Here is an 18,671-nt window from a genome sequence, read left to right as displayed (position 1 = left end):
GGGAGTCCGCCCAGGGCGGACGCGTCGCCCCGACCGCTCGCCGCCCGCCCCGGCTAGGCTGGTCGCGGTCCGCGCTCCGGCGCGCGACTCCTGTCTTCTACTTTTTTGGAGTACCCCGTGGCCTCTGTCCTCGAAAAGGTCCTTCGCGTCGGGGAGGGGCGGGTCATCCGTCGCCTCGAGAACTACGCGAAGGCCGTCAACGCCCTCGAAGAGGACTTCACGCACCTCAGCGACGAGGAGCTGAAGAACGAGACCGTCGAGCTGCGCGAGCGCTACTCGAACGGCGAGTCCCTCGACGACCTGCTGCCGGAGGCGTTCGCCGCCGTCCGCGAGGCCTCGCGCCGGACGCTCGGCCTCCGCCACTTCGACGTGCAGCTCATGGGCGGCGCCGCCCTGCACCTGGGCAACATCGCCGAGATGAAGACCGGAGAGGGCAAGACGCTCGTCGCGACCCTCCCGGCCTACCTCAACGCGATCGCCAGCCGCGGCGTGCACATCGTCACGGTCAACGACTTCCTCGCGTCGTACCAGTCCGAGCTGATGGGGCGCGTATTCCGCGCCCTCGGCATGACGACCGGAGTGATCCTCTCGGGCCAGACCCCGGAGCAGCGCCGCGAGCAGTACTCGGCCGACATCACCTACGGCACGAACAACGAGTTCGGCTTCGACTACCTCCGCGACAACATGGCGTGGCAGGCGCAGGACATGGTCCAGCGCGGCCACTTCTACGCCATCGTCGACGAGGTCGACTCGATCCTCATCGACGAGGCCCGCACCCCGCTGATCATCTCCGGACCGGCCTCGGGCGAGGCGAACCGCTGGTTCGCGGAGTTCGCCAACCTCGCCAAGCGCCTCGACGAGGGCGAGGACTTCGAGGTCGACGAGAAGAAGCGCACCGTCGGCGTCCTCGAGCCCGGCATCGAGAAGGTCGAGGACTACCTCGGCATCGACAACCTCTACGAGTCGGCGAACACCCCGCTGATCTCGTTCCTCAACAACGCCATCAAGGCGCGCGCGCTGTTCAAGAAGGACAAGGACTACGTCGTGCTGAACGGCGAGGTCCTGATCGTCGACGAGCACACCGGCCGCATCCTGGCCGGACGCCGCTACAACGAGGGCATCCACCAGGCCATCGAGGCGAAGGAGGGCGTGCAGGTCAAGGCCGAGAACCAGACACTGGCCACCGTCACGCTCCAGAACTACTTCCGCCTCTACGCGAAGCTCTCCGGCATGACCGGAACGGCCGAGACCGAGGCCGCCGAGTTCATGTCGACCTACAAGCTCGGCGTCGTCCCGATCCCGACGAACCGCAAGATGCAGCGCATCGACAACGCCGACCTCGTCTACAAGAACGAGCAGGTCAAGTTCGCCCAGGTCGTCGAGGACATCGCGGAGCGCCACGCGGCCGGGCAGCCGGTCCTCGTCGGCACGACCAGCGTCGAGAAGAGCGAGTACCTCTCGCGCCTGCTCGCCAAGAAGGGCGTGCGCCACGAGGTCCTGAACGCCAAGAACCACGCGCGGGAGGCGGCCATCGTCGCCCAGGCCGGCCGCCTCGGCGCCGTCACCGTCGCGACCAACATGGCCGGTCGAGGCACCGACATCATGCTCGGCGGCAACGCCGAGTTCCTCGCGGTCTCCGAGATGACGGCCAAGGGCCTGAACCCCTCCGAGACTCCGGAGGAGTACGAGGCCGCGTGGGACGAGGTCTTCGCCGCCGTCAAGGAGAAGGTGGGCGAGGAGGCCGAGAAGGTCCAGGCCGCCGGCGGCCTCTACGTGCTCGGCACCGAGCGCCACGAGTCGCGCCGCATCGACAACCAGCTCCGCGGACGCTCGGGGCGCCAGGGCGACCCGGGGGAGAGCCGCTTCTACCTCTCGCTCACCGACGACCTCATGCGCCTGTTCAACTCCGGCGCAGCCGAGGCGCTCATGGGCCGGGGCAACGTCCCGGACGACATCGCCATCGAGTCGAAGGTCGTCTCGCGCGCCATCCGCAGCGCCCAGTCGCAGGTCGAGGCCCGCAACGCCGAGATCCGCAAGAACGTCCTCAAGTACGACGACGTCCTCAACCGCCAGCGCGAGGCGATCTACTCGGACCGCCGCCACATCCTCGAGGGCGACGACCTGCACGAGCGCACCCAGAAGTTCCTCGTCGACGTGATCGACGAGATCCTCGAGGTGCACACCGGCGACGGCAACGGCGACGACTGGGACTTCGACGCCCTCTGGACCGAGCTGAAGACGCTGTACCCGATCAGCCTCACCATCGACGAGGTGGTGCAGGAGGCGGGCAGTCGCGGCCGCATCAACAAGGAGTTCATGCGCCGCGAGATCCTCTCGGACGCGCAGCTCGCCTACCAGCGCCGCGAGGAGCAGCTGGGCTCTCCCGCCATGCGAGAGCTCGAGCGCCGTGTGGTGCTCTCGGTGATCGACCGCCGCTGGCGCGACCACCTCTACGAGATGGACTACCTCAAGGACGGCATCGGCCTGCGCGCGATGGCCCAGCGCGATCCGCTGGTCGAGTACCAGCGCGAGGGCTTCGCTCTGTTCCAGCAGATGATGGGGCAGATCCGCGAGGAGACCGTCGGCTTCCTCTTCAACCTCGAGGTCGAGGTGACCCAGAAGCAGGGCGAGGTCGCCGGAGTCGCGGCCAAGGGCCTCGCTCAGCCGGTCGCTCCGGCCGAGAAGCTCAGCTACTCGGCCCCGAGCGACACCGGCGGCGTCGAGGTCCGCAACCAGCGCGGACAGGTGCAGCAGGCGGCCACCGCGAAGGCCCGCGCCGAGGAGGCCCGCAAGGCGCTCCCCGAGGGCGAGGCGGAGGAGACTCCGACGACCGGCGCCTTCGGCCAGAAGCCGGGCGGCTCGGACGCCCCCGCCAACCGCGAGGAGCGGCGCGCGCAGTCCAAGCGCCGCTGAGTCCTCCCCGGACGACGCCGACGGCCCCGGTCCCGCAGCAGCGGGTATCCGGGGCCGTCGGCGTTCCTGCGGAGGCTCGGAGCCCGCCTCGCCCGCCATCAGGACTCGCCGCGCGCGAGGGCCGAGACGAAGCCGCCGGCGAAGGTGTCGCCGAGGCCGATCGTCGTCGGCCGGTCCGTCTCGAGGGCGAGCCCGGGGACGCAGCTGGCCTCGAGCGCCGACTCCACCGCTGCGCACACCGCTTGCGAGCAGGGCTGGGGAGGGAGTCCGCCGACGCGGTCGTAGTCGGCGGCGGTGAAGCCGTCCCCGAGGAGGTCGCGGAGCTCGGTCGCGCGGATCATCTCGTCACCGACGCCCCCGGAGCGTGGAGGCCCTGCGCGACAGGGGAGTGGAGATCGTGCTCCCGGCCGGTGCGGCCGCCCGGGAGCGCTGACCCGCTCCTCACAGCACGTTGATCGCGGTGGCACGCCAGCGCGCGTCCGTGCCTTCGAGCCGGATCGCGACGGCCCGGCTCCGTGCGCGGTGATGCACCAGCACGACTCCCTCGACGACACCGTCCCGCGGCTCCGTGACGATCACCCGTCCGACCGTGAACGGGACGCGCTGCGCCGTCCGCTTCCGCAGGCTGCGGGCGCGGGCCGCGAGCACGACCCGCTTCTGCAGGTGGTGGTAGACCTCGTCGCTCAGCCACCGCGCGATCTGGTCGATCTCGCGCGAGCCCTCGAGGATCTCGATCACGAGGTGCGTGAGCCGGGCGAGCAGGGGCTCCGGTTTGGGCAGCTCCGCGCGGGTCGCAGGCTGCGGGGCGAAGAACTCCGCGATGGTGAGCCGCTCCACGGCCGCCTCGGGGTCGAGGGGGAGGGTGCGGTAGTCGAAGGCGTGGAGGGGAAGGCTCATGCGGCGATCTCCTGGGGCAGGACGAGCTGTTCACGGGTCCGGGTCACCTCTCTGCTCGACGGGCGGGGCGCGCTGGGTCGGCACGCGAGGACGACCTCATCGAAGCAGTCGAGGGATGCTCATGGAGTGCAGAGGCGCAGACTGTGGATAATCGTCGACCGTCCCGAGCTGTGGACAGCGAGCCCGGCGTGCGCCGCCCGGCCGCGCCCTAGGCTTGTCGGGTGTCGACCCTCAGTGACCTCGTCCTCTCCCACGGCCGATCCGACGAAGCGGACGTCGAATGGCTGCACCTGCTCGTCGGCGATCTGCAGCTGCTCGCCGACCTGGCCTTCGCCGACATCGTGCTCTGGGTGCCCACGGCCGACGACAGCTTCGTCGCCGTCGCCCACGCGCGCCCCAGCAGCGCGGCGACGCTCTTCTACCGCGACTTCGTCGGGCAGAGGATCAAGTCGGAGTGGCGCGCCCAGGTCGTCGAGGCGTTCGAGACCGCGCGGATCGTCGACACCTCCGCCCCGGACTGGTTCGAGGAGACGCCCACCCGCGTGCGCGCGGTGCCCGTCCTGCGCCGCCTGGGGGCCTCCGACGGCGGGACGACGGACCGCCCCATCGCGGTCGTCACGCGCCACACCAACCTCAGCGAGACGCGCACGCCCAGCCGGCAGGAGCTGACGTTCAACGACTGCGCGAACGACCTCTTCTCGATGATCGCCTCGGGCGACTTCCCCGATCTGGGCGCGCCGACCGGTCCTCGCCGCGGGGCGCCGCGCGCCTCCGACGGCCTGATCCGCCTGGACGTCGACGGCGTCACCACGTTCGCGAGCCCCAACGCCCTCTCGGCGTTCAACCGCATCGGCTTCGCCGACGAGCTCGAGGGGGAGTCGCTCGCCGAGGTCACGACGAAGCTGATCGCGGGGAAGGTCGTCATCGACGAGTCGCTCCCGCTGGTCGTGACCGGCCGGGCGCCGTGGCGAACCGACATCGAGGCCCGCGGAGTGACGGTGTCGCTGCGCGCGATCCCGATCCGCGACCGCGGCGAGCGGGTCGGCGCCGTCGTCCTGTGCCGCGACGTGACGGAGCTGCGCCACCAGGAGCGGGAGCTCATCACCAAGGACGCGACGATCCGCGAGATCCACCACCGAGTGAAGAACAACCTGCAGACCGTGGCCTCGCTGCTGCGGATCCAGGCCAGGCGCACCCACTCCGACCTCGCCCGGGAGGCGCTCACGCAGGCGATGCGCCGCGTCGCCGCCATCGCGGTCGTGCACGACACGCTCTCGGAGGGGCTGAACCAGAACGTCGACTTCGACGCGGTCTTCGACCGGGTGCTGCTGCTGATCGCCGAGGTCGCCTCGACCCACAACACCACGGTGCACCCGAAGCTGACGGGGAGCTTCGGCAACCTGCCCAGCGAGTACGCGACTCCGCTCGCCCTCGCCCTGACCGAGCTGGTCACCAACGCCGTCGAGCACGGCCTGGCCGGACGGGAGGGCGACGTGGAGATCGTCGCCTCGCGCAGCGATGACGAGCTCACGGTGAAGGTGCGCGACACGGGCGTCGGGCTGCCGGAGGGCAAGGTCGGATCGGGTCTGGGCACGCAGATCGTGCGCACGCTCATCCAGGGCGAGCTCGGCGGCACCATCGACTGGCACACGCTGGTCGGGCGCGGCACCGAGGTCACCATCGAGGTGCCGCTGCGGTGGCTGGAGCGCGCCCGCTCCTGAAGCCGGAGACGACGCGACCCCCGCTGCCGAGAGGCGACGGGGGTCGGGGTCGTTCGTGCCGCCGAGCGGCTCGTGCGCCTAGGAGGCGCGGCGTGCGCGGGCGGCGCGGCGCTTCAGGGCGCGACGCTCGTCCTCGCTGAGGCCGCCCCACACGCCCGAGTCCTGGCCGGTCTCGAGGGCGTACTGGAGGCAGACCTCGGTGACGGTGCAGCGTGCGCACACCGACTTCGCCTTCTCGATCTGGTCCACGGCCGGGCCGGTGTTGCCGACCGGGAAGAAAAGCTCGGGGTCTGCGGTGAGGCAAGCGGCCTTGTCGCGCCAGTCCATGCGGGTGCTCCTTGTGTGAAGGCGTGCGTGGAGGAACCACGCAGTGTTCGGGTGGGATGATCGATCCACGCCGACGATCCCGACCAGTACTCGACCTCCGCGCCCTCACCGGCGCACGCCACGAGGCCCCGTGCTGGAGCGCGGGGTGGATCGGGGTGGTGGACGGGAGAACGCTCGGTTCTTGCCGGCGCACTCGACGCGATGCGCGAGCACTGCGTCGGCCACCCGGCTCCAGTGCTGGTCATCCGGCTCGCCCCCGTGCCTGACGGCGCGGCGGGATCGGATGTTCACATCGGCGGAAACCCACGACCCTGTGAGCGGTGAAACGAACTGGACTAGCCTGTCACGGGGATGAGCCCGAATCAAGAGTCCTGGATGGGATGTGCCTGTGACCGCTGACGCGAACGGGTCCCGCGGACCCCGCCCGACCGCCTCCCGGCCGCTCGGTCTGGTGGTGCTGATCGCGGTCCTGGCCCTCGAGACGCTCGCCGTCGCCGGGGTCGCGGCGTGGCTCGTGCTCGAGCTGCTGACGACCCGGGCCGATACGGTCGGCGGCGGGATCGCCATCGTCGTCCTCGCGCTGATCGCCGTGTGCTGGGCCGCCGCGACGACGCTCGGCGCCGTGCGACGGCGAGGCTGGATGCGCGCGTCGGCGCTGACGATCCAGCTGGTGATGATGGCCGTGGCGCTCGGCGCCTTCCAGGGCCAGTACGCCGTGCCCGACATCGGCTGGGCGCTGCTGGCGCCGGCCGCGGTGGCCGTCGTCGCGCTGTTCCTCCCGAGCGTGGTCGCCGCCACTCGTCGCGATCCGGCCGTGTAGCCGGACGGCTGGCGCGCCGCCGCTCGCGGGTGCGACGCTGGAGGGACCCCCTCCTCGACACGGAAGCGACGCGCATGGACTCCACCCGACTCGGCTCCAGCGGCCTGCAGATCTCCTCGATCGTCCTCGGCTGCATGAGCTTCGGCGCTCCCGACCGCGGTGCCCACGGCTGGAGCATGGGCGAGGAGGAGTCGCGGACCTTCCTCCGGCGGGCGCTGGAGCTCGGCGTCACCACGTTCGACACGGCGGACGTCTACTCCGACGGCACGAGCGAGGAGTTCGTCGGCCGGGCGCTCGCGGACTTCGCGGTCCGCGAGGAGGTCGTGATCGCCACGAAGGTCCACGGGCGGATGCGCCCCGGCCCCAACGGCGGCGGCCTCTCGCGGCGGCACATCCTCAGCGCGATCGACGACAGCCTCCGGCGTCTCGGCACGGACTACGTCGACCTCTACCAGATCCACCGCTGGGACCCCGAGACGCCGATCGAGGAGACGATGGAGACGCTCCACGACGTCGTCCGCTCGGGCAGGGCGCGCTACATCGGCGCCTCGAGCATGTGGGCGTGGCAGTTCGCGAAGGCGCAGTACACCGCGGATCTGGGCGGCTGGACGCGGTTCGTCTCGATGCAGGACCAGTACAACCTGATCCAGCGCGAGGACGAGCGCGAGCTGCACCCCTTCTGCGTCGACCAGGGAGTCGGCGTGATCCCGTGGTCGCCGCTCGCCCGGGGCCGGCTCACCCGCGACTGGGACGAGACCACGGCGCGCACCGAGACCGACGTCTTCGGCGGCACCCTCTACCGCCAGCAGGAGGAGGCCGACCGGCGGACCGTCGCGACCGTCGCACGCATCGCCGAGCAGCGCGGCGTGCCCCGTGCGCAGGTGGCGCTCGCCTGGGTCCGGCAGCAGGAGGCGGTCACCGCTCCGATCGTCGGAGCCACGAAGCTCCACCACCTCGACGATGCGGTCGCGTCGCTGGACGTGGAGCTGACCGCCGACGAGCTGGAGGCGCTGGGCGCCGACTACGCACCGCGCGCCAACGAGGGGTTCTGATCAGGCCGATGCGCCACCGCTGATCCGCCCGAGCGGTCTCCGCTATGTTTCCTCTCGAAGATGACGGAAGCTCGGATCGGGAGGCGGCATGGCGAGGAGTGCCGGGGATCCGCTAGGGGCGCGCTACCGCCTGCTCGAGCGGATCGGCTCGGGTGCCGCGGGCGAGGTGTGGCGCGTCGCCGACGCGCAGGGGCCGGACCGCGCGGCGAAGCTCCTCCGCGGTGAGCACGTGCACGACGCGGGCCTGGTCGAGCGGTTCGTCCGTGAGAGGTCGGTGCTCACCCGTCTGCGGCACCCGCACGTCGTGGAGGTGCTCGACCTCGTCGTGGAGGGGGAGACGCTCGGGATCGTGATGGAGCTCGTCGGCGGTGGACCGCTGCGGGAGCTGCTGCGGGACGAGGGCACCCTCCCGGCGGTCGATGCGCTGCCCGTGGCGGCCTCGATCCTCGACGCTCTCGCCGCCGCGCATGCGATCGGCACGGTCCACCGGGACGTGAAGCCCGACAACGTCCTGCTCGCGGAGGGTGCGGACGATGCGGGCTCCGCCGTCCGCGTCTCCGACTTCGGCATCGCTCACGTGGTCGCCGAGGGGCCGCGCGCGACGACGGGTGTCATCGGGACGCCGGAGTACCTCTCGCCCGAGATGCTCGCCACCGGAGCGGCCGGCCCGCCGAGCGACGTCTACTCGACGGGGATCCTGCTCTACGAGCTGCTGTGCGGCCGGACCCCGTTCGCCGGCCCCGGCGCCGATGTCGCGGTCGCCTACCGGCACGTCGCGATGCTCCCGCCGCCGCTGGATCTGCCGCCGCGGCTCGCGTCGCTCCTGGACCGGATGCTCGCGAAGGATCCGGCGTCGCGGCCGACGGCTGCGGAGGCGGCGGGGATCCTGCGACGCCTCTCCCCGGCGCTGGCCGGGCTGCCGGCGCTGCCGCGCGCGGCGGGCGCGGCGGAGTTCGAGGAGGCCGAGCGCCCGGGCACGGTCCTCCGCGGGATGGCGGTGGAGATGTCGTCGGAGCCGGTGGAGGAGGGGCCCGCTCCCGAGCTCGGCCCGTCGTCGCAGGCGACCGTGCTCCGCCCGGTGCCGCGCCGCGAGCTGCGCCTGGCGGAACGGCCGTTCGAGGCTCCAGCTCGGCGGGGGCGCGGCGGACGTCTGCGGATGATCCTCGCCGCCCTCGGCGCCGGCGTCCTGCTCATCGGGGCGGTGCTCCTCGCCGTCCAGCCGCGCGGCGGCGGAGCACGGGCCTCGGCACCGGATGCCGACCTGTCGGCCCGGCAGCAGGACCGGCCGCTGCCGACGGGCCTCGGAGTGACGCGATCGGCCACCTGGGACGCGGAGCGACGGGCCGTGGTCGTCGAGATCTCCTACTCCGCCCAGAGCGCGCCCCTCTCGGGGTCCTTCCTCGAGGTGCTGCCGGGCCCGGACGCCGCGGCGGCGTGCCCCGCGGCCAGCTGGTCCGGAGTGACGGCGGTGCGCAACCGGCCGAGCGTCACCGGAGTCGGGGTCGGCTGCGGTTGGAGCCTGACGGACCTGCACGTCCCGGCGCAGGGGATCGTCGACGTCACGGCGACCGTGCCGATCGCGGTGGCCGAGCAGAGCGCCCTGGACGGGTGGCTCGCGGCGGCCGCATCAGCGACGGCACAGGCGGTGGCCGACCCTGCGGTCACCGGGACGGCGTATCCCGTGCAGCGGCTGCGGGATGTGCGGATCGAGACTCCCGCGCGGACGGTCGGCCGGACCCCGCTGCCGGTGACGCTGGTGCCGGTCTGGCCGAGCGGGGCGGACCCCGTGAATCCCCTGCTGGCGACGCCGTCGTCCGCGCCGGCGAGCAGCATGCTCGACGCGATCGCGGGCGGAGTGGAGGGCGTGCGGTTCAGTGACGGCTGCAGCGGCGCGGTCGCCGTGTCGTCCGACGGGCTGACGGTGACCGCCCTCACGGTGACTCCGTCCTGCGAGCTGCGCGCCCGAGTGGGCGCGTTCTCGGACCTCTCGAGCAGTCCCTTCGCGATCACCACTCGCGAGTGAGTCGACCTCTCGCGCCAGTGTCGCGCCGTCGACGCCATGCGCGCCGTCTGCGCGGTCTCGCCTCCTACCATGACGAGACATCCTCATGAAACCACGGTGGAGTGGGGAGCGGGCGGGACGGTCCCGTCCGCAGGGGTAGAAAGGTGCGATCCATGTCACGTGTTCTCTCGACCGACGAGGCGAAGTCCGCGATCCAGCAGATCCAGTCGATCGTCAACGGCGGCCTCGCCGATCAGATCAGCCGCCTCGACGCACAGGGGCGGACACTGTCCGATCCGAACGTCTGGGACGGTCCGCTGGCCTCGCAGTTCCGCTCGTCGACCTGGCCGGAGACGAAGTCGGCCCTCGAGAAGGCCAAGCAGGAGCTCGAGGAGCTGCGCAGCCAGCTGGCGACGATCTCGCAGAACATCTTCGCCGCCGGCGGAGGGAGCTGACCGGCCGTCCCGCCCCTGCGTGCTCCGGCGAGCGGGGGCGGGACGTGCTCGTCGTCTCCGCGCTCCTTCCTCCGCGCACCTCCATCGGTGCGTCTCGGAGTGATCGGAGCGCTCTCGAGGAGGACGCGCCGATCGACTCGGTGGCGGAGGCGCGATCACCCGCCCGAGGGCGCTGATCAGCCGCCGTCCGCCGGCGTCGGCGAGACCGACTGCACGAAGTGGATCTCGCCGTCGAGGCTGACGAAGCCCCGGCCCACCGTGGGCGGGACGGGGAAGCGCCGCGGGATCTGCGCGCCGAGGAGAGTGCCGTCGTTGTCGACGTCGGGCTGGAGCAGCAGCACGCAGCGGGAGGCCGCCGCCTTCTTCGTCCAGTTCCCGAAATGGCTGCGGAGCTCGCTCGACCGGCCGGCCAGCACGACGCAGAGTCCCGGGCGACCCGACGAGACCAGCCTCATCAGCGCCTGGTCGGTGTCGTCCCAGCGCTCGGCGTCGTCGAGGAGGAGCAGCACGGGGCCCTCCTCCGTCGAGAGCGACGCGAGGAGGGTGCGGAGTTCCTCCGCGCCCACGGCGAGTCGGTCGAGGTCGGCGCCCCTCAGCGGGGAGCGTCGATCGCACACTCCCCAGACGGCGACCGAGCCGGCGGCCCGCGCCGCCTCGGCCAGGGCGAGCAGCACGGTCGACTTGCCCGATCGGGCGGGTCCGGCGATGACGACGTGCTCGCCCTCGAAGACCTGGAACGCCAGCGGGGCGAGGTCCGACTCGCCGAGGCCGATCGGGAGCAGCCACGGCTCGCGATCGAAGCGGGCCTCGATCCCGAGCGCGCTCACGGCGACCCTGTCGGGAAGCGTGCCGACCGTGCTCGTCCTGCCGCGCGCATCCGGCCAGGCGGCCGCGAGCTCGGCGATCGCGTCGTCGAGACCGGCCCTCGGAGTCGCGACCTGCGTCTGCAGGAGCGACGAGGTGAGAACGCAGCGCCCCGGCACCGCTGCCGGCGCCTGCACCGGCTTCACCCCGGCGGCGGCGTAGTCCTGCGGGTCGGCGAGGCGGAACAGCCACTTCTGCGTCGTGACCTCCTCCATCACCGAGGGGATCGCCCTCGCCCGGGTGCTCGTCACCGCGAAGTGCAGGCCGAGCTCCGGTCCGTCGGCGTAGGCGCGGGTGAACGCCTCCATCAGAGCCAGGCCCTCCCAGTCCTGGAACTCGTCCTTCAGAGTGGCGAGACCGTCGACGAGCACCAGCGCACGACGGTGGCCCCCGGGCGATGCTCGGCGCCGGCGCACCTCGTCGCGCAGGTGACGGAGGAACCGGGTCTGCTTCTCGTGGGATCCGCCACCTGCGCCGACGTAGGAGACGGTGTGCGGGAGTCGCGCAAGCGGGGCGGAGTCGCGGGAACCGGCAGCGAGGACGTAGAGGTCGAGCTCGTCCGGGGGGAAGTGGCGGGCGGCCGTCAGCGCGATCGACGCGAGCGCCGTGCTGGTGCCGCTGCCGGGGATGCCGATGAGGAGCAGGTTCCCCTCGCCCAGATCCCAGCCGGTCGGCGTCCGGCGCTGCCGGTCGGGGTCGTCCGAGAGTGCGACGTGCAGGACGTCGCCGACGACGCGACCGAGGTCGGACTCCTCCGCACCGAACCCGCTGAGGGCCACGGTGTCCTCGAGCGGCTCCGGCCAGATCGGGCGGGGAGGGCCGAAGCCCGAAGCGACGTCCGCCTCGACCACCGCGTCGATCAGGAGGTCGAGATCGGTCGGGGCCGTCTCGTCGGCGGCGACCGGGGAGGGGCCCTCGACGGGGACGCCCGTGGGTCCGACCGGGCGGACCTCGATCGCCTCGACGGCCGCCGCCTCCGCGCGACCGGTGACCAGCGCCGTCTGGACGGGCGAGATGTCGTTCTGGCCCCGCTTCACGTACGCCCGGCCGGTCTGGGAGCGGGAGATCCCGGCCGCGCTCGCGACTCCGATCACGTCGGCGGAGTCGTCCCGGCTCTGCACCCGGAGGGCGACGCGGAGGTTGGTGTTGGCGAGGATGTCGTCGTTCACCACTCCGGCCGGACGCTGGGTGGCGAGGATCATGTGCACGCCGAGCGTCCGGCCGACCGCGGCGACGCTCACGAGGGACGTCAGGACGTCGGGATGCTCCTTCGCGAGAACGGCGAACTCGTCGACGACGAGCAGGAGCCGCGGCATCGGCTCCGGCGGCGAGGTGGCCCAGTACGCGTCGAGGTCGTCGACACCCTCGCCGGCGGCGGCGAAGAGCCGCTGACGACGCCGCATCTCGGCCTGGAGCGAGCGCAGCGCGCGGTCGGCGAGCTGGGCGTCGAGGTTGCTGATGGTGCCGATCGTGTGCGGGAGCCGCTCGCAGGACGCGAACGCTGCACCCCCCTTGAAGTCGATGAGCACGAAGGTGAGGCGCGTCGGATCGTTCCAGGCCGCGAGGCCGGCCACGAAGGAGCGCAGGAACTCGCTCTTGCCCGAGCCCGTGGTGCCGCCGACCAGGCCGTGCGGGCCGTCGGCGACGAGATCGAGCACGAGCGGACCGTGCTCGGACGAGCCGACGGGCGCGCGCACGCCCCGGGCGCTCGACCACCACCCCCGGACGTCCGCGGCGGTCGGACGATCGGCGCCCAGGAGCGGCGGCAGCCGCACGAGCGCGGAGAGGGCCGCCCCCGCGGTGACGAGCTCCGGGTCCTCGAAGCGCGCCAGGTCGCGCGCACAGCGCTCGGCCGTGGAGGAGGCGAGACCGGCGAGCACCACGTCCTCGACGGTGATCCGCTCGTCGGGCCGGGAGAGGAGCGCCGAGGCGTCCGCTCCGACCCGGACGACGACCGTGCAGGAGGCGGGGAGCTGCTCCTCCGACGCCGCGAGGACGAGGCCGGAGATCCGGGTCGCCGCCTCGCGCTCGCCGCGGCCGAGTCCGAGGAGTTCGCGCGCCGGAGCGGCGCGTCCCTCGGTCAGCACGTCGGAGTCGAGCACCAGGAGCACGCGCGGCGAGTCCTCGTCGCGGAGGGCGCGGAGGAGCTCGGAGCTGCGGTCGCGCCGGTCGGAGAGTCGGCGTCCGCCCCCGGGCAGACGCGTGTGGGGGAGCCAGGAGGCCCAGCTCCAGTCGGAGTCGCGTCGCCGGTCGCAGAACACCCCGATCGCCAGGTCGGCCGGACCGCAGTGGACCGCCGCCTGGCAGAGCAGGCTCCTCGCCAGAGCGAGGCCGCCCTCGCGGTCGCCGACGATCCCGACGACGCCCGAGTCCGCGAGATCGATGGACACGGGCGCGCTCGGGACGACGCTCACCGCGAGGATCGCGCGCACCTCCTCCTCGAGCCGCGGCACTCCGCGCTGATCGAGCGGGGGAGACCACGGGACGTCGCCGACGCCGATGTGCAGGCGGAGCACATCGGCGGAGGTCGCGCGCCGCTGCCACAGCGACGTGGCGGGCAGCGCCGCCCGGCGGATCGTCGTCGCCGGGTCGGGCGCGTCCTCCTCGAGGCGGGCCCGTTCGACACGCGCGGAACGGGCGATGTCGTCGCGGAGCGTCTGCAGCGCCTCGCCGTAGCGCTGCTCCTCGGACCGGGTCGCTCGGGCGTGCCGGTGCCGCTGCTCGAACCACAGGCCCACCCCGGCCACGGGGCTGAGCGCGGCGAAGAGGGCGTAGCGCGCATCGCCCATGATGAGGACCATCGCGAAGGCGAGGACGAGCGGCGCGGCGACGGTGATCACGCTGAAGGTCGTGGCGGAGGCGATCTCGAGGCGGGCCGGCGGGACGACCGCCTCGCCGGCCGCCGGACGTCCCGGTCGCGGCGGCCGGTTGAAGGGCACGGTCGCCGTCGCGGTGACGTTGTCCGTGCTCCCCGGCTCGGGCGCGAGGAGCTCGGGAGGCGCGGGGCGCAGTCGGAGAGCCGCCCCACCGGCGATCACGACCACGGCGTCGGAGACGAGGACCCCGTCCCCGGTCGCGGAGACGCCGTCGACCAGAGTGCCGTTGGTGCTGTCGGCGTCGCGCACCCGCAGGCCGTCGCCCTCGCGGGTCACCGAGAAGTGCTCCCAGGAGGCGCTCGCCGTGTCGAGGACGACGTCGGCGTGCGGGGAGCGGCCCACGATCAGCGCACGGCCCCGCGGGATCTCGACCACGGCTCCCGCGCCGAGACCGCCCGACAGCACGGCCGTCCACCCGCGGGCCGCGGCAGGTCGGGGCAGGGGGGAGCGGGCGATCCGCGTTCCCTCGAGCAGCAGCAGATCGGCCAGCCGGGTCTCCACAGGATGCAGGGCGGTGTCGACGGCGAGGGCCGTCCCGGGCGGGAGGCGGTGCCCGGTGGCGGTGGCGATCAGCTCGCCGAGTGTCGCGGAGTCGCGGTGGCGGCCGAGGTCGATGTCGGAGCGGGTGCCGTCGAGATCGAGGAGGAGTCGCACCGGGGGCTCACGGTCGGGGCTGTCCGGCGAACCAGAGCAGCGGCGGGTCGGCGGGCCGCAGGCCGAGGCGCTGCGGCGAGGTGTGGAGGGAAAGTGCCGGGGCGTCCAGAGCGTGCGCGGCGCCGAAGTCGAGCGGCGGACCGGCGAGCCCGTCCGTCGGTCCGATCGTGGATCCGCGGAGTGCGGCGGCGACCGCCGAGGGTTCCCTGCTGCCTGCGACGGCCGCGGCTCGCACGAGCGCCACGACGGCGTCGTGGCTGGGGGCGTCCGCGACCGCGGCGAGATCGCGGAACGAACGGTCGCCGAGGAGGGTCGCCCGCGCGGCATCGTCGGCGGTCATCCGCACGGCCCCCAGGAACGCGGAGGCCGCGCGTCCGCGCTCGTCGCCGCGGAGGGCGACCGCGTCGCCGGAATCCGTGCCGATCGTCGTCAGATCTCCCGAGAGGGTGCCTCCGGCCGCGGCCAGGGCGGGAGCGAAGGCGGGGCTCAGCGCGTCGGGCGTGAGCAGGATCGGGACGGACGCCCCCGCCGCCTGCAGAGCGGCGACCGCCGTCGCCTGCGCCGCGGCGGGGCCGGACACGACGACGCGCTCGACCGCCAGCTCGCCCTCGAGGTGCGGGCGGGCGGCGGTGATGATCACGTCCGCGGTGGCGCCGGGATCGGCGGTCACCGTCGCGGCGGGCGAGAGACCGGTCGGGGTGCCTCCACCGGTGTCGACGAGGAGTACCCGGGCGCCGCCGCCGGCCTCCTCCACGAGTGCCGCGTCGGTCGAGGCGGTGTCGGGTCCGAGGGACCAGACGCCGTCGCCGGGCAGGGCGGGGTCGCCTCCGTACGGGAGGACGGCCGCTGTCCCCGCTGCCCGAGCGGCGTCCACGGCCGCAGCGGTGTGCATGCCGTAGGTCGCGAGGACGAGGCCGGACACGCCCTGGCCCGTCAGCTCCTCGACGGCGGCGCGGGCACCCTCGGGCGTCCCGTGGTCGTCGACGGCGACGAGACCGATCTCGCAGTCGCCCATCGCTGACCGGTGCGCTGCGACGACGGCACCGTTCGCCGCGTCCTTCCACTCCGCGCCCTCGCCCGGAGCCGAGCTGAGCGAGACCACCACCCCGAGCGTCAGCTGCTCGGGCACCCGGGCGCACGAGAAGCCGACCGGGAGAGCGGCGACCTCCGTCATCGGGGCGGACTGCGGGGGCAGGAGGGAGACGAGGGCACCGCTGACGCCGAGGAGGGCGACGGCGCCGCCGATCAGCATCGGGCTCCGTCGGGCGGTGCGGGGGTGCTGCGCCGCGCGCCTGCCCAGGCGGGTCATCGCTCGTCCCCGATCCGGAAGGAGTAGACCGTCCGGGTCCGCGTGCCCTCGGGCAGGTCGAGGTGGAACGCGGGAAGCTCATCCCCGGCGCGGAGGGAGGCCCGCTCCTGGGCCTGCGCCAGCAGGATGCCCGAGACGTCCTCGGATCGCACCGCGGCGTAGCCCCGTGCGCTCTGCGAGGCGAGGGCGAGCTGCACGTCGGCGGTGCCGACCTTCGCGGCACTCGTGGTCATCGATCCGAGCAGGCCGGAGCCGCCGACCGTCCGGTCGCCGAGGTCCAGGAGCACCTTGTGCAGATCGGCGGCGAGGAGCGCGGCGGCCGCGTCGGTGTCGCGGGTCGAGGCGTCGATCGTCGTCGCGATGCCGGCCAGGGAGGCGCGCGTCCGCTCGGAGACGGCCCCGCCGATCCGGGCCTCCGCGGTGCGGAGAGCCCGGTGCCCGGCGTCCACCGTCGCTGCACCGTCGGAGCGGATGCCGGAGGAGGCCGTGCGCAGGCTCGAGACCGACCGGTCGAACATCGCGACGACCGCGTCGGCGTCGGCGCCGGAGCGCGTCGAGATCCGCCGCACCTGCTCGTCGAGGAGTGCGGTGACCGCGGAGGCGGCGGCCGTGTCCGTCTCGGCGAACGCCTTCTGGATCGCCGGTGCGAGAGCGTCCTGCTGGGCGCCGAGAGCGTCGATGCGGGTGCCGAGGGCGTCGCGCTGAGCGGTCAGCGCGTCGACGCCGGTGCGGAGGGAGGCGAGCAGGCCGGTGAGGCGTGCGTCGTCCGAGCCGGCCGTCTCGTCGGCCTCGGCCATGCCGCTGCGGACCGTGGCGAGCGCGGCGCGCAGGGCGGCGAGGTCGGCACTCGCGCCGGTGCTGCCGACGGTGGAGGCGACGGCGGTCCACGCGTGGACCTGGTCGCTCAGCCGGTCGGCCAGGGGGGCCGGATAGCCGTCGGGAGCGTCGAGGCGGCCCGCGCCGGAGCAGGGCGTCGCGGTCAGGTAGGCGCGGAGCTCCTCGACGGAGCCCCGGGTCACCTCCACGGGTGCGCGCGTCGGGCGCCCGGTCGGCGTGGGTGCGGCAGCAGGGGACTGTGTCGCCGGCGACAGCTCGCAGAGCCGATCGGCCAGCTCCTGGTTCTGCGCCGACAGCGACCCCGTGCTGGTCGGCGTGCCGAGCTCGTCCAGGGCGGTCGTGGCGGCGGCGCCGACCGAGGCGACCGTCGTCTCCAGGCCCGCGGTGTCCGCGTCGAGCTCGTCCAGCGTCGCCGACAGGGCGGCGAGCGCCCGGGTGACGGATCCCTCCGGGTCGGCCAGGGTGTCCACCGAGGCCGACGCGGCGTCCACCCTGCTCGCGAGGGCGGCGAACCCGGCCTGCACGCCGTCCATCAGCTCCGGCTGCAGGGAGTCGACGAGGTCCTGCCCGCGATCGAGCATCCCGAGCAGCACGGTGTCGACGGCGGCTGCGGAGGCGGCGAGGGAGCATGTCATCGAGGGTGCCGTGCAGGTCTCGGCGGAGGGCTGTGCCGGCCCCGCGGCAGCACGGAGAGCCGCGACGACCTCGTCGCGGCAGGACTCGGCCGCGGTCCCGTACGCGTCGAGCTCGGCCGTGAGCCGTAGCAGCTCCGAGTGGATCGAGCCGGTGCGGCCGCCGTCGACGGCGAGTCCGCATCCGCTGCCCGAGACCGTCGGCGGCGGCACCGCGGCCGATGTGTCGCCCAGCATGGCGTCCACCGCGTCGATCGCCTCGGACAGCTGCGCCAGCAGGCCGGACTCGGTGCCCGAGACCGTCGACGACAGCTGCGCCCGGAGCGCGCCGAGCTGCCCGGAGAGGCTCTGCATCGAGGCCGCCGTCGAGGCGGCGCCGGCCCGCAGCTCCTCGGCCGTGCGGACACCGAGAGTCTCGGAGGTCGCGTCGAGCGAGGCCCGCACCTCGGCGACGGTGGTGCCGGCCTGCGTCAGCAGGTCGTCCACCGCGGTGACGACCTCGATCGTGCGGCGCTCGAGGGCGAGCGGCGAGGCGTCGGAGGAGTCGAACGCGGCGCCCAGCGCCCCCTCGGTGGTCGGGTCGGTGCTCAGGCCGGGCTGGACCGCCAGGTCGAAGGCGGGGACGGCGAAGTCGGCGACGTCGGCGACGAGGGTCAGCGTCGCCATCGCGCCACCGCCCGGGGGAGCGAGGAGAGCGGCCCACTGCACGACGGCGTCTCCGTGCTCGTCACGGCTGAGCACGCCGTTGGTGACGGCACCCGACTCGCTCTCGGTGACGACGCGACTCGGCGAGACGCCCGGCAGGACCGCGGAGGCTGCGATCGTCAGCGGAGCGCCGACGAGTGCACTGCGGCGGGCTGCACGACCGGCCGCGTCGAACGCGACCTCCTCTGGCCGGACCGTCAGGTTCTCCACCGCGAGCGAGATCTCGATCCGACCCGAGCGCCCGGCGAGGTCGGCCGGATCGGTGCCCGAGGCGTCGGCGGTGCGCCACGAGGGCCGGACACGGACCGGCAGGTCGGCGGCGACCTCGGGGGGATCGTAGACGGTGGTGGTCGCCGAGGTGTCGGACGGGTCGTCGCCGACGGCGAGGGCCGTCCCCTCGATCGCACGGACACCCCCGTCGGACGAGACGGCGACGGACACCGCCTGCAGCACCCTGGCGGCGGTGAGCGCCGGCTCCGGTGGCGTGCAGCCCGCCAGTACAGCTGCCACGACCGCGATCGCCGCTGCGGCCGTCGTCCTGCGAGCATTCGAGCGCACCCTGACCACCCCTCGTCCCGACGGGGCACCGGGCGGTGCCGCTCACGTC

At 73.4% G+C, this 18,671-nt stretch carries 12 protein-coding genes; 6 read left to right on the top strand and 6 right to left on the bottom strand.

Features of this window, described 5'->3' with window-relative positions; translation table 11 throughout:
- Positions 1 to 117 precede the first annotated feature (117 nt).
- Positions 118 to 2,913 (top strand): preprotein translocase subunit SecA, encoded by a 2,796-nt coding sequence (gene secA / locus C5C37_RS07920; RefSeq protein ID WP_104338761.1) that lies wholly within the window; start codon positions 118 to 120, stop codon positions 2,911 to 2,913.
- Positions 2,914 to 3,011: 98 nt separating this feature from the next.
- Here the strand turns inward: secA and C5C37_RS07915 are convergent, their stop codons facing one another.
- A complete protein-coding gene (locus C5C37_RS07915) occupies positions 3,012 to 3,254 on the bottom strand; it encodes a hypothetical protein (protein WP_104338760.1) in 243 nt (80 codons plus the stop codon).
- A 100-nt stretch (positions 3,255 to 3,354) separates the two neighbouring features.
- Positions 3,355 to 3,810 carry an Rv3235 family protein gene (locus C5C37_RS07910; RefSeq protein WP_219814471.1) on the bottom strand — a complete coding sequence of 152 codons (456 nt, stop codon included), beginning with the start codon at positions 3,808 to 3,810 and terminating at the stop codon, positions 3,355 to 3,357.
- Positions 3,811 to 4,031: 221 nt separating this feature from the next.
- Between C5C37_RS07910 and C5C37_RS07905 the strand changes: the two genes are divergently transcribed.
- Positions 4,032 to 5,531, top strand: coding sequence for a sensor histidine kinase (locus C5C37_RS07905; protein WP_104224128.1), 1,500 nt, complete (start codon positions 4,032 to 4,034; stop codon positions 5,529 to 5,531).
- Positions 5,532 to 5,609: 78 nt separating this feature from the next.
- Here the strand turns inward: C5C37_RS07905 and C5C37_RS07900 are convergent, their stop codons facing one another.
- On the bottom strand, positions 5,610 to 5,858 hold the full coding sequence (locus tag C5C37_RS07900; protein ID WP_055788231.1) for a WhiB family transcriptional regulator: 249 nt from the start codon (positions 5,856 to 5,858) through the stop codon (positions 5,610 to 5,612).
- Positions 5,859 to 6,246: 388 nt separating this feature from the next.
- Between C5C37_RS07900 and C5C37_RS07895 the strand changes: the two genes are divergently transcribed.
- The 4 genes from C5C37_RS07895 to C5C37_RS07880 all read left to right on the top strand — a co-directional run bounded on the left by C5C37_RS07895 (position 6,247) and on the right by C5C37_RS07880 (position 10,187).
- On the top strand, positions 6,247 to 6,678 hold the full coding sequence (locus tag C5C37_RS07895; protein ID WP_104246659.1) for a hypothetical protein: 432 nt from the start codon (positions 6,247 to 6,249) through the stop codon (positions 6,676 to 6,678).
- Positions 6,679 to 6,752: 74 nt separating this feature from the next.
- Entirely contained in the window at positions 6,753 to 7,730 is a 978-nt protein-coding gene (locus tag C5C37_RS07890) for an aldo/keto reductase (protein WP_104257096.1), read from the top strand.
- A gap of 88 nt (positions 7,731 to 7,818) precedes the next feature.
- Positions 7,819 to 9,753, top strand: coding sequence for a serine/threonine-protein kinase (locus C5C37_RS07885; protein WP_104297197.1), 1,935 nt, complete (start codon positions 7,819 to 7,821; stop codon positions 9,751 to 9,753).
- Positions 9,754 to 9,905: 152 nt separating this feature from the next.
- Positions 9,906 to 10,187, top strand: a complete 282-nt coding sequence (locus tag C5C37_RS07880) for a pyrophosphorylase (protein ID WP_104224124.1) — start codon at positions 9,906 to 9,908, stop codon at positions 10,185 to 10,187.
- A gap of 176 nt (positions 10,188 to 10,363) precedes the next feature.
- On the opposite strand, the gene C5C37_RS07875 is transcribed toward C5C37_RS07880, so the two are convergent.
- From C5C37_RS07875 to C5C37_RS07865, 3 genes are read right to left on the bottom strand one after another with little or no spacing between them, the layout of a single operon-like run.
- Complete coding sequence (locus C5C37_RS07875; protein WP_104338759.1) at positions 10,364 to 14,581, bottom strand: FtsK/SpoIIIE domain-containing protein; 4,218 nt, start codon at positions 14,579 to 14,581, stop codon at positions 10,364 to 10,366.
- A gap of 7 nt (positions 14,582 to 14,588) precedes the next feature.
- Positions 14,589 to 15,890: a hypothetical protein gene (locus tag C5C37_RS07870; protein WP_146085201.1), complete on the bottom strand. Its 1,302-nt coding sequence runs from the start codon at positions 15,888 to 15,890 to the stop codon at positions 14,589 to 14,591.
- Complete coding sequence (locus C5C37_RS07865; protein ID WP_146082322.1) at positions 15,887 to 18,574, bottom strand: hypothetical protein; 2,688 nt, start codon at positions 18,572 to 18,574, stop codon at positions 15,887 to 15,889. Before C5C37_RS07865 ends, C5C37_RS07870 begins: the two co-directional genes overlap by 4 nt.
- Positions 18,575 to 18,671 lie beyond the last annotated feature (97 nt).

It is taken from the genome of Rathayibacter sp. AY1F9, assembly GCF_002932155.1.
Lineage (GTDB): Bacteria > Actinomycetota > Actinomycetes > Actinomycetales > Microbacteriaceae > Rathayibacter.
This window is presented reverse-complemented; position numbering and strand designations above follow the sequence as displayed.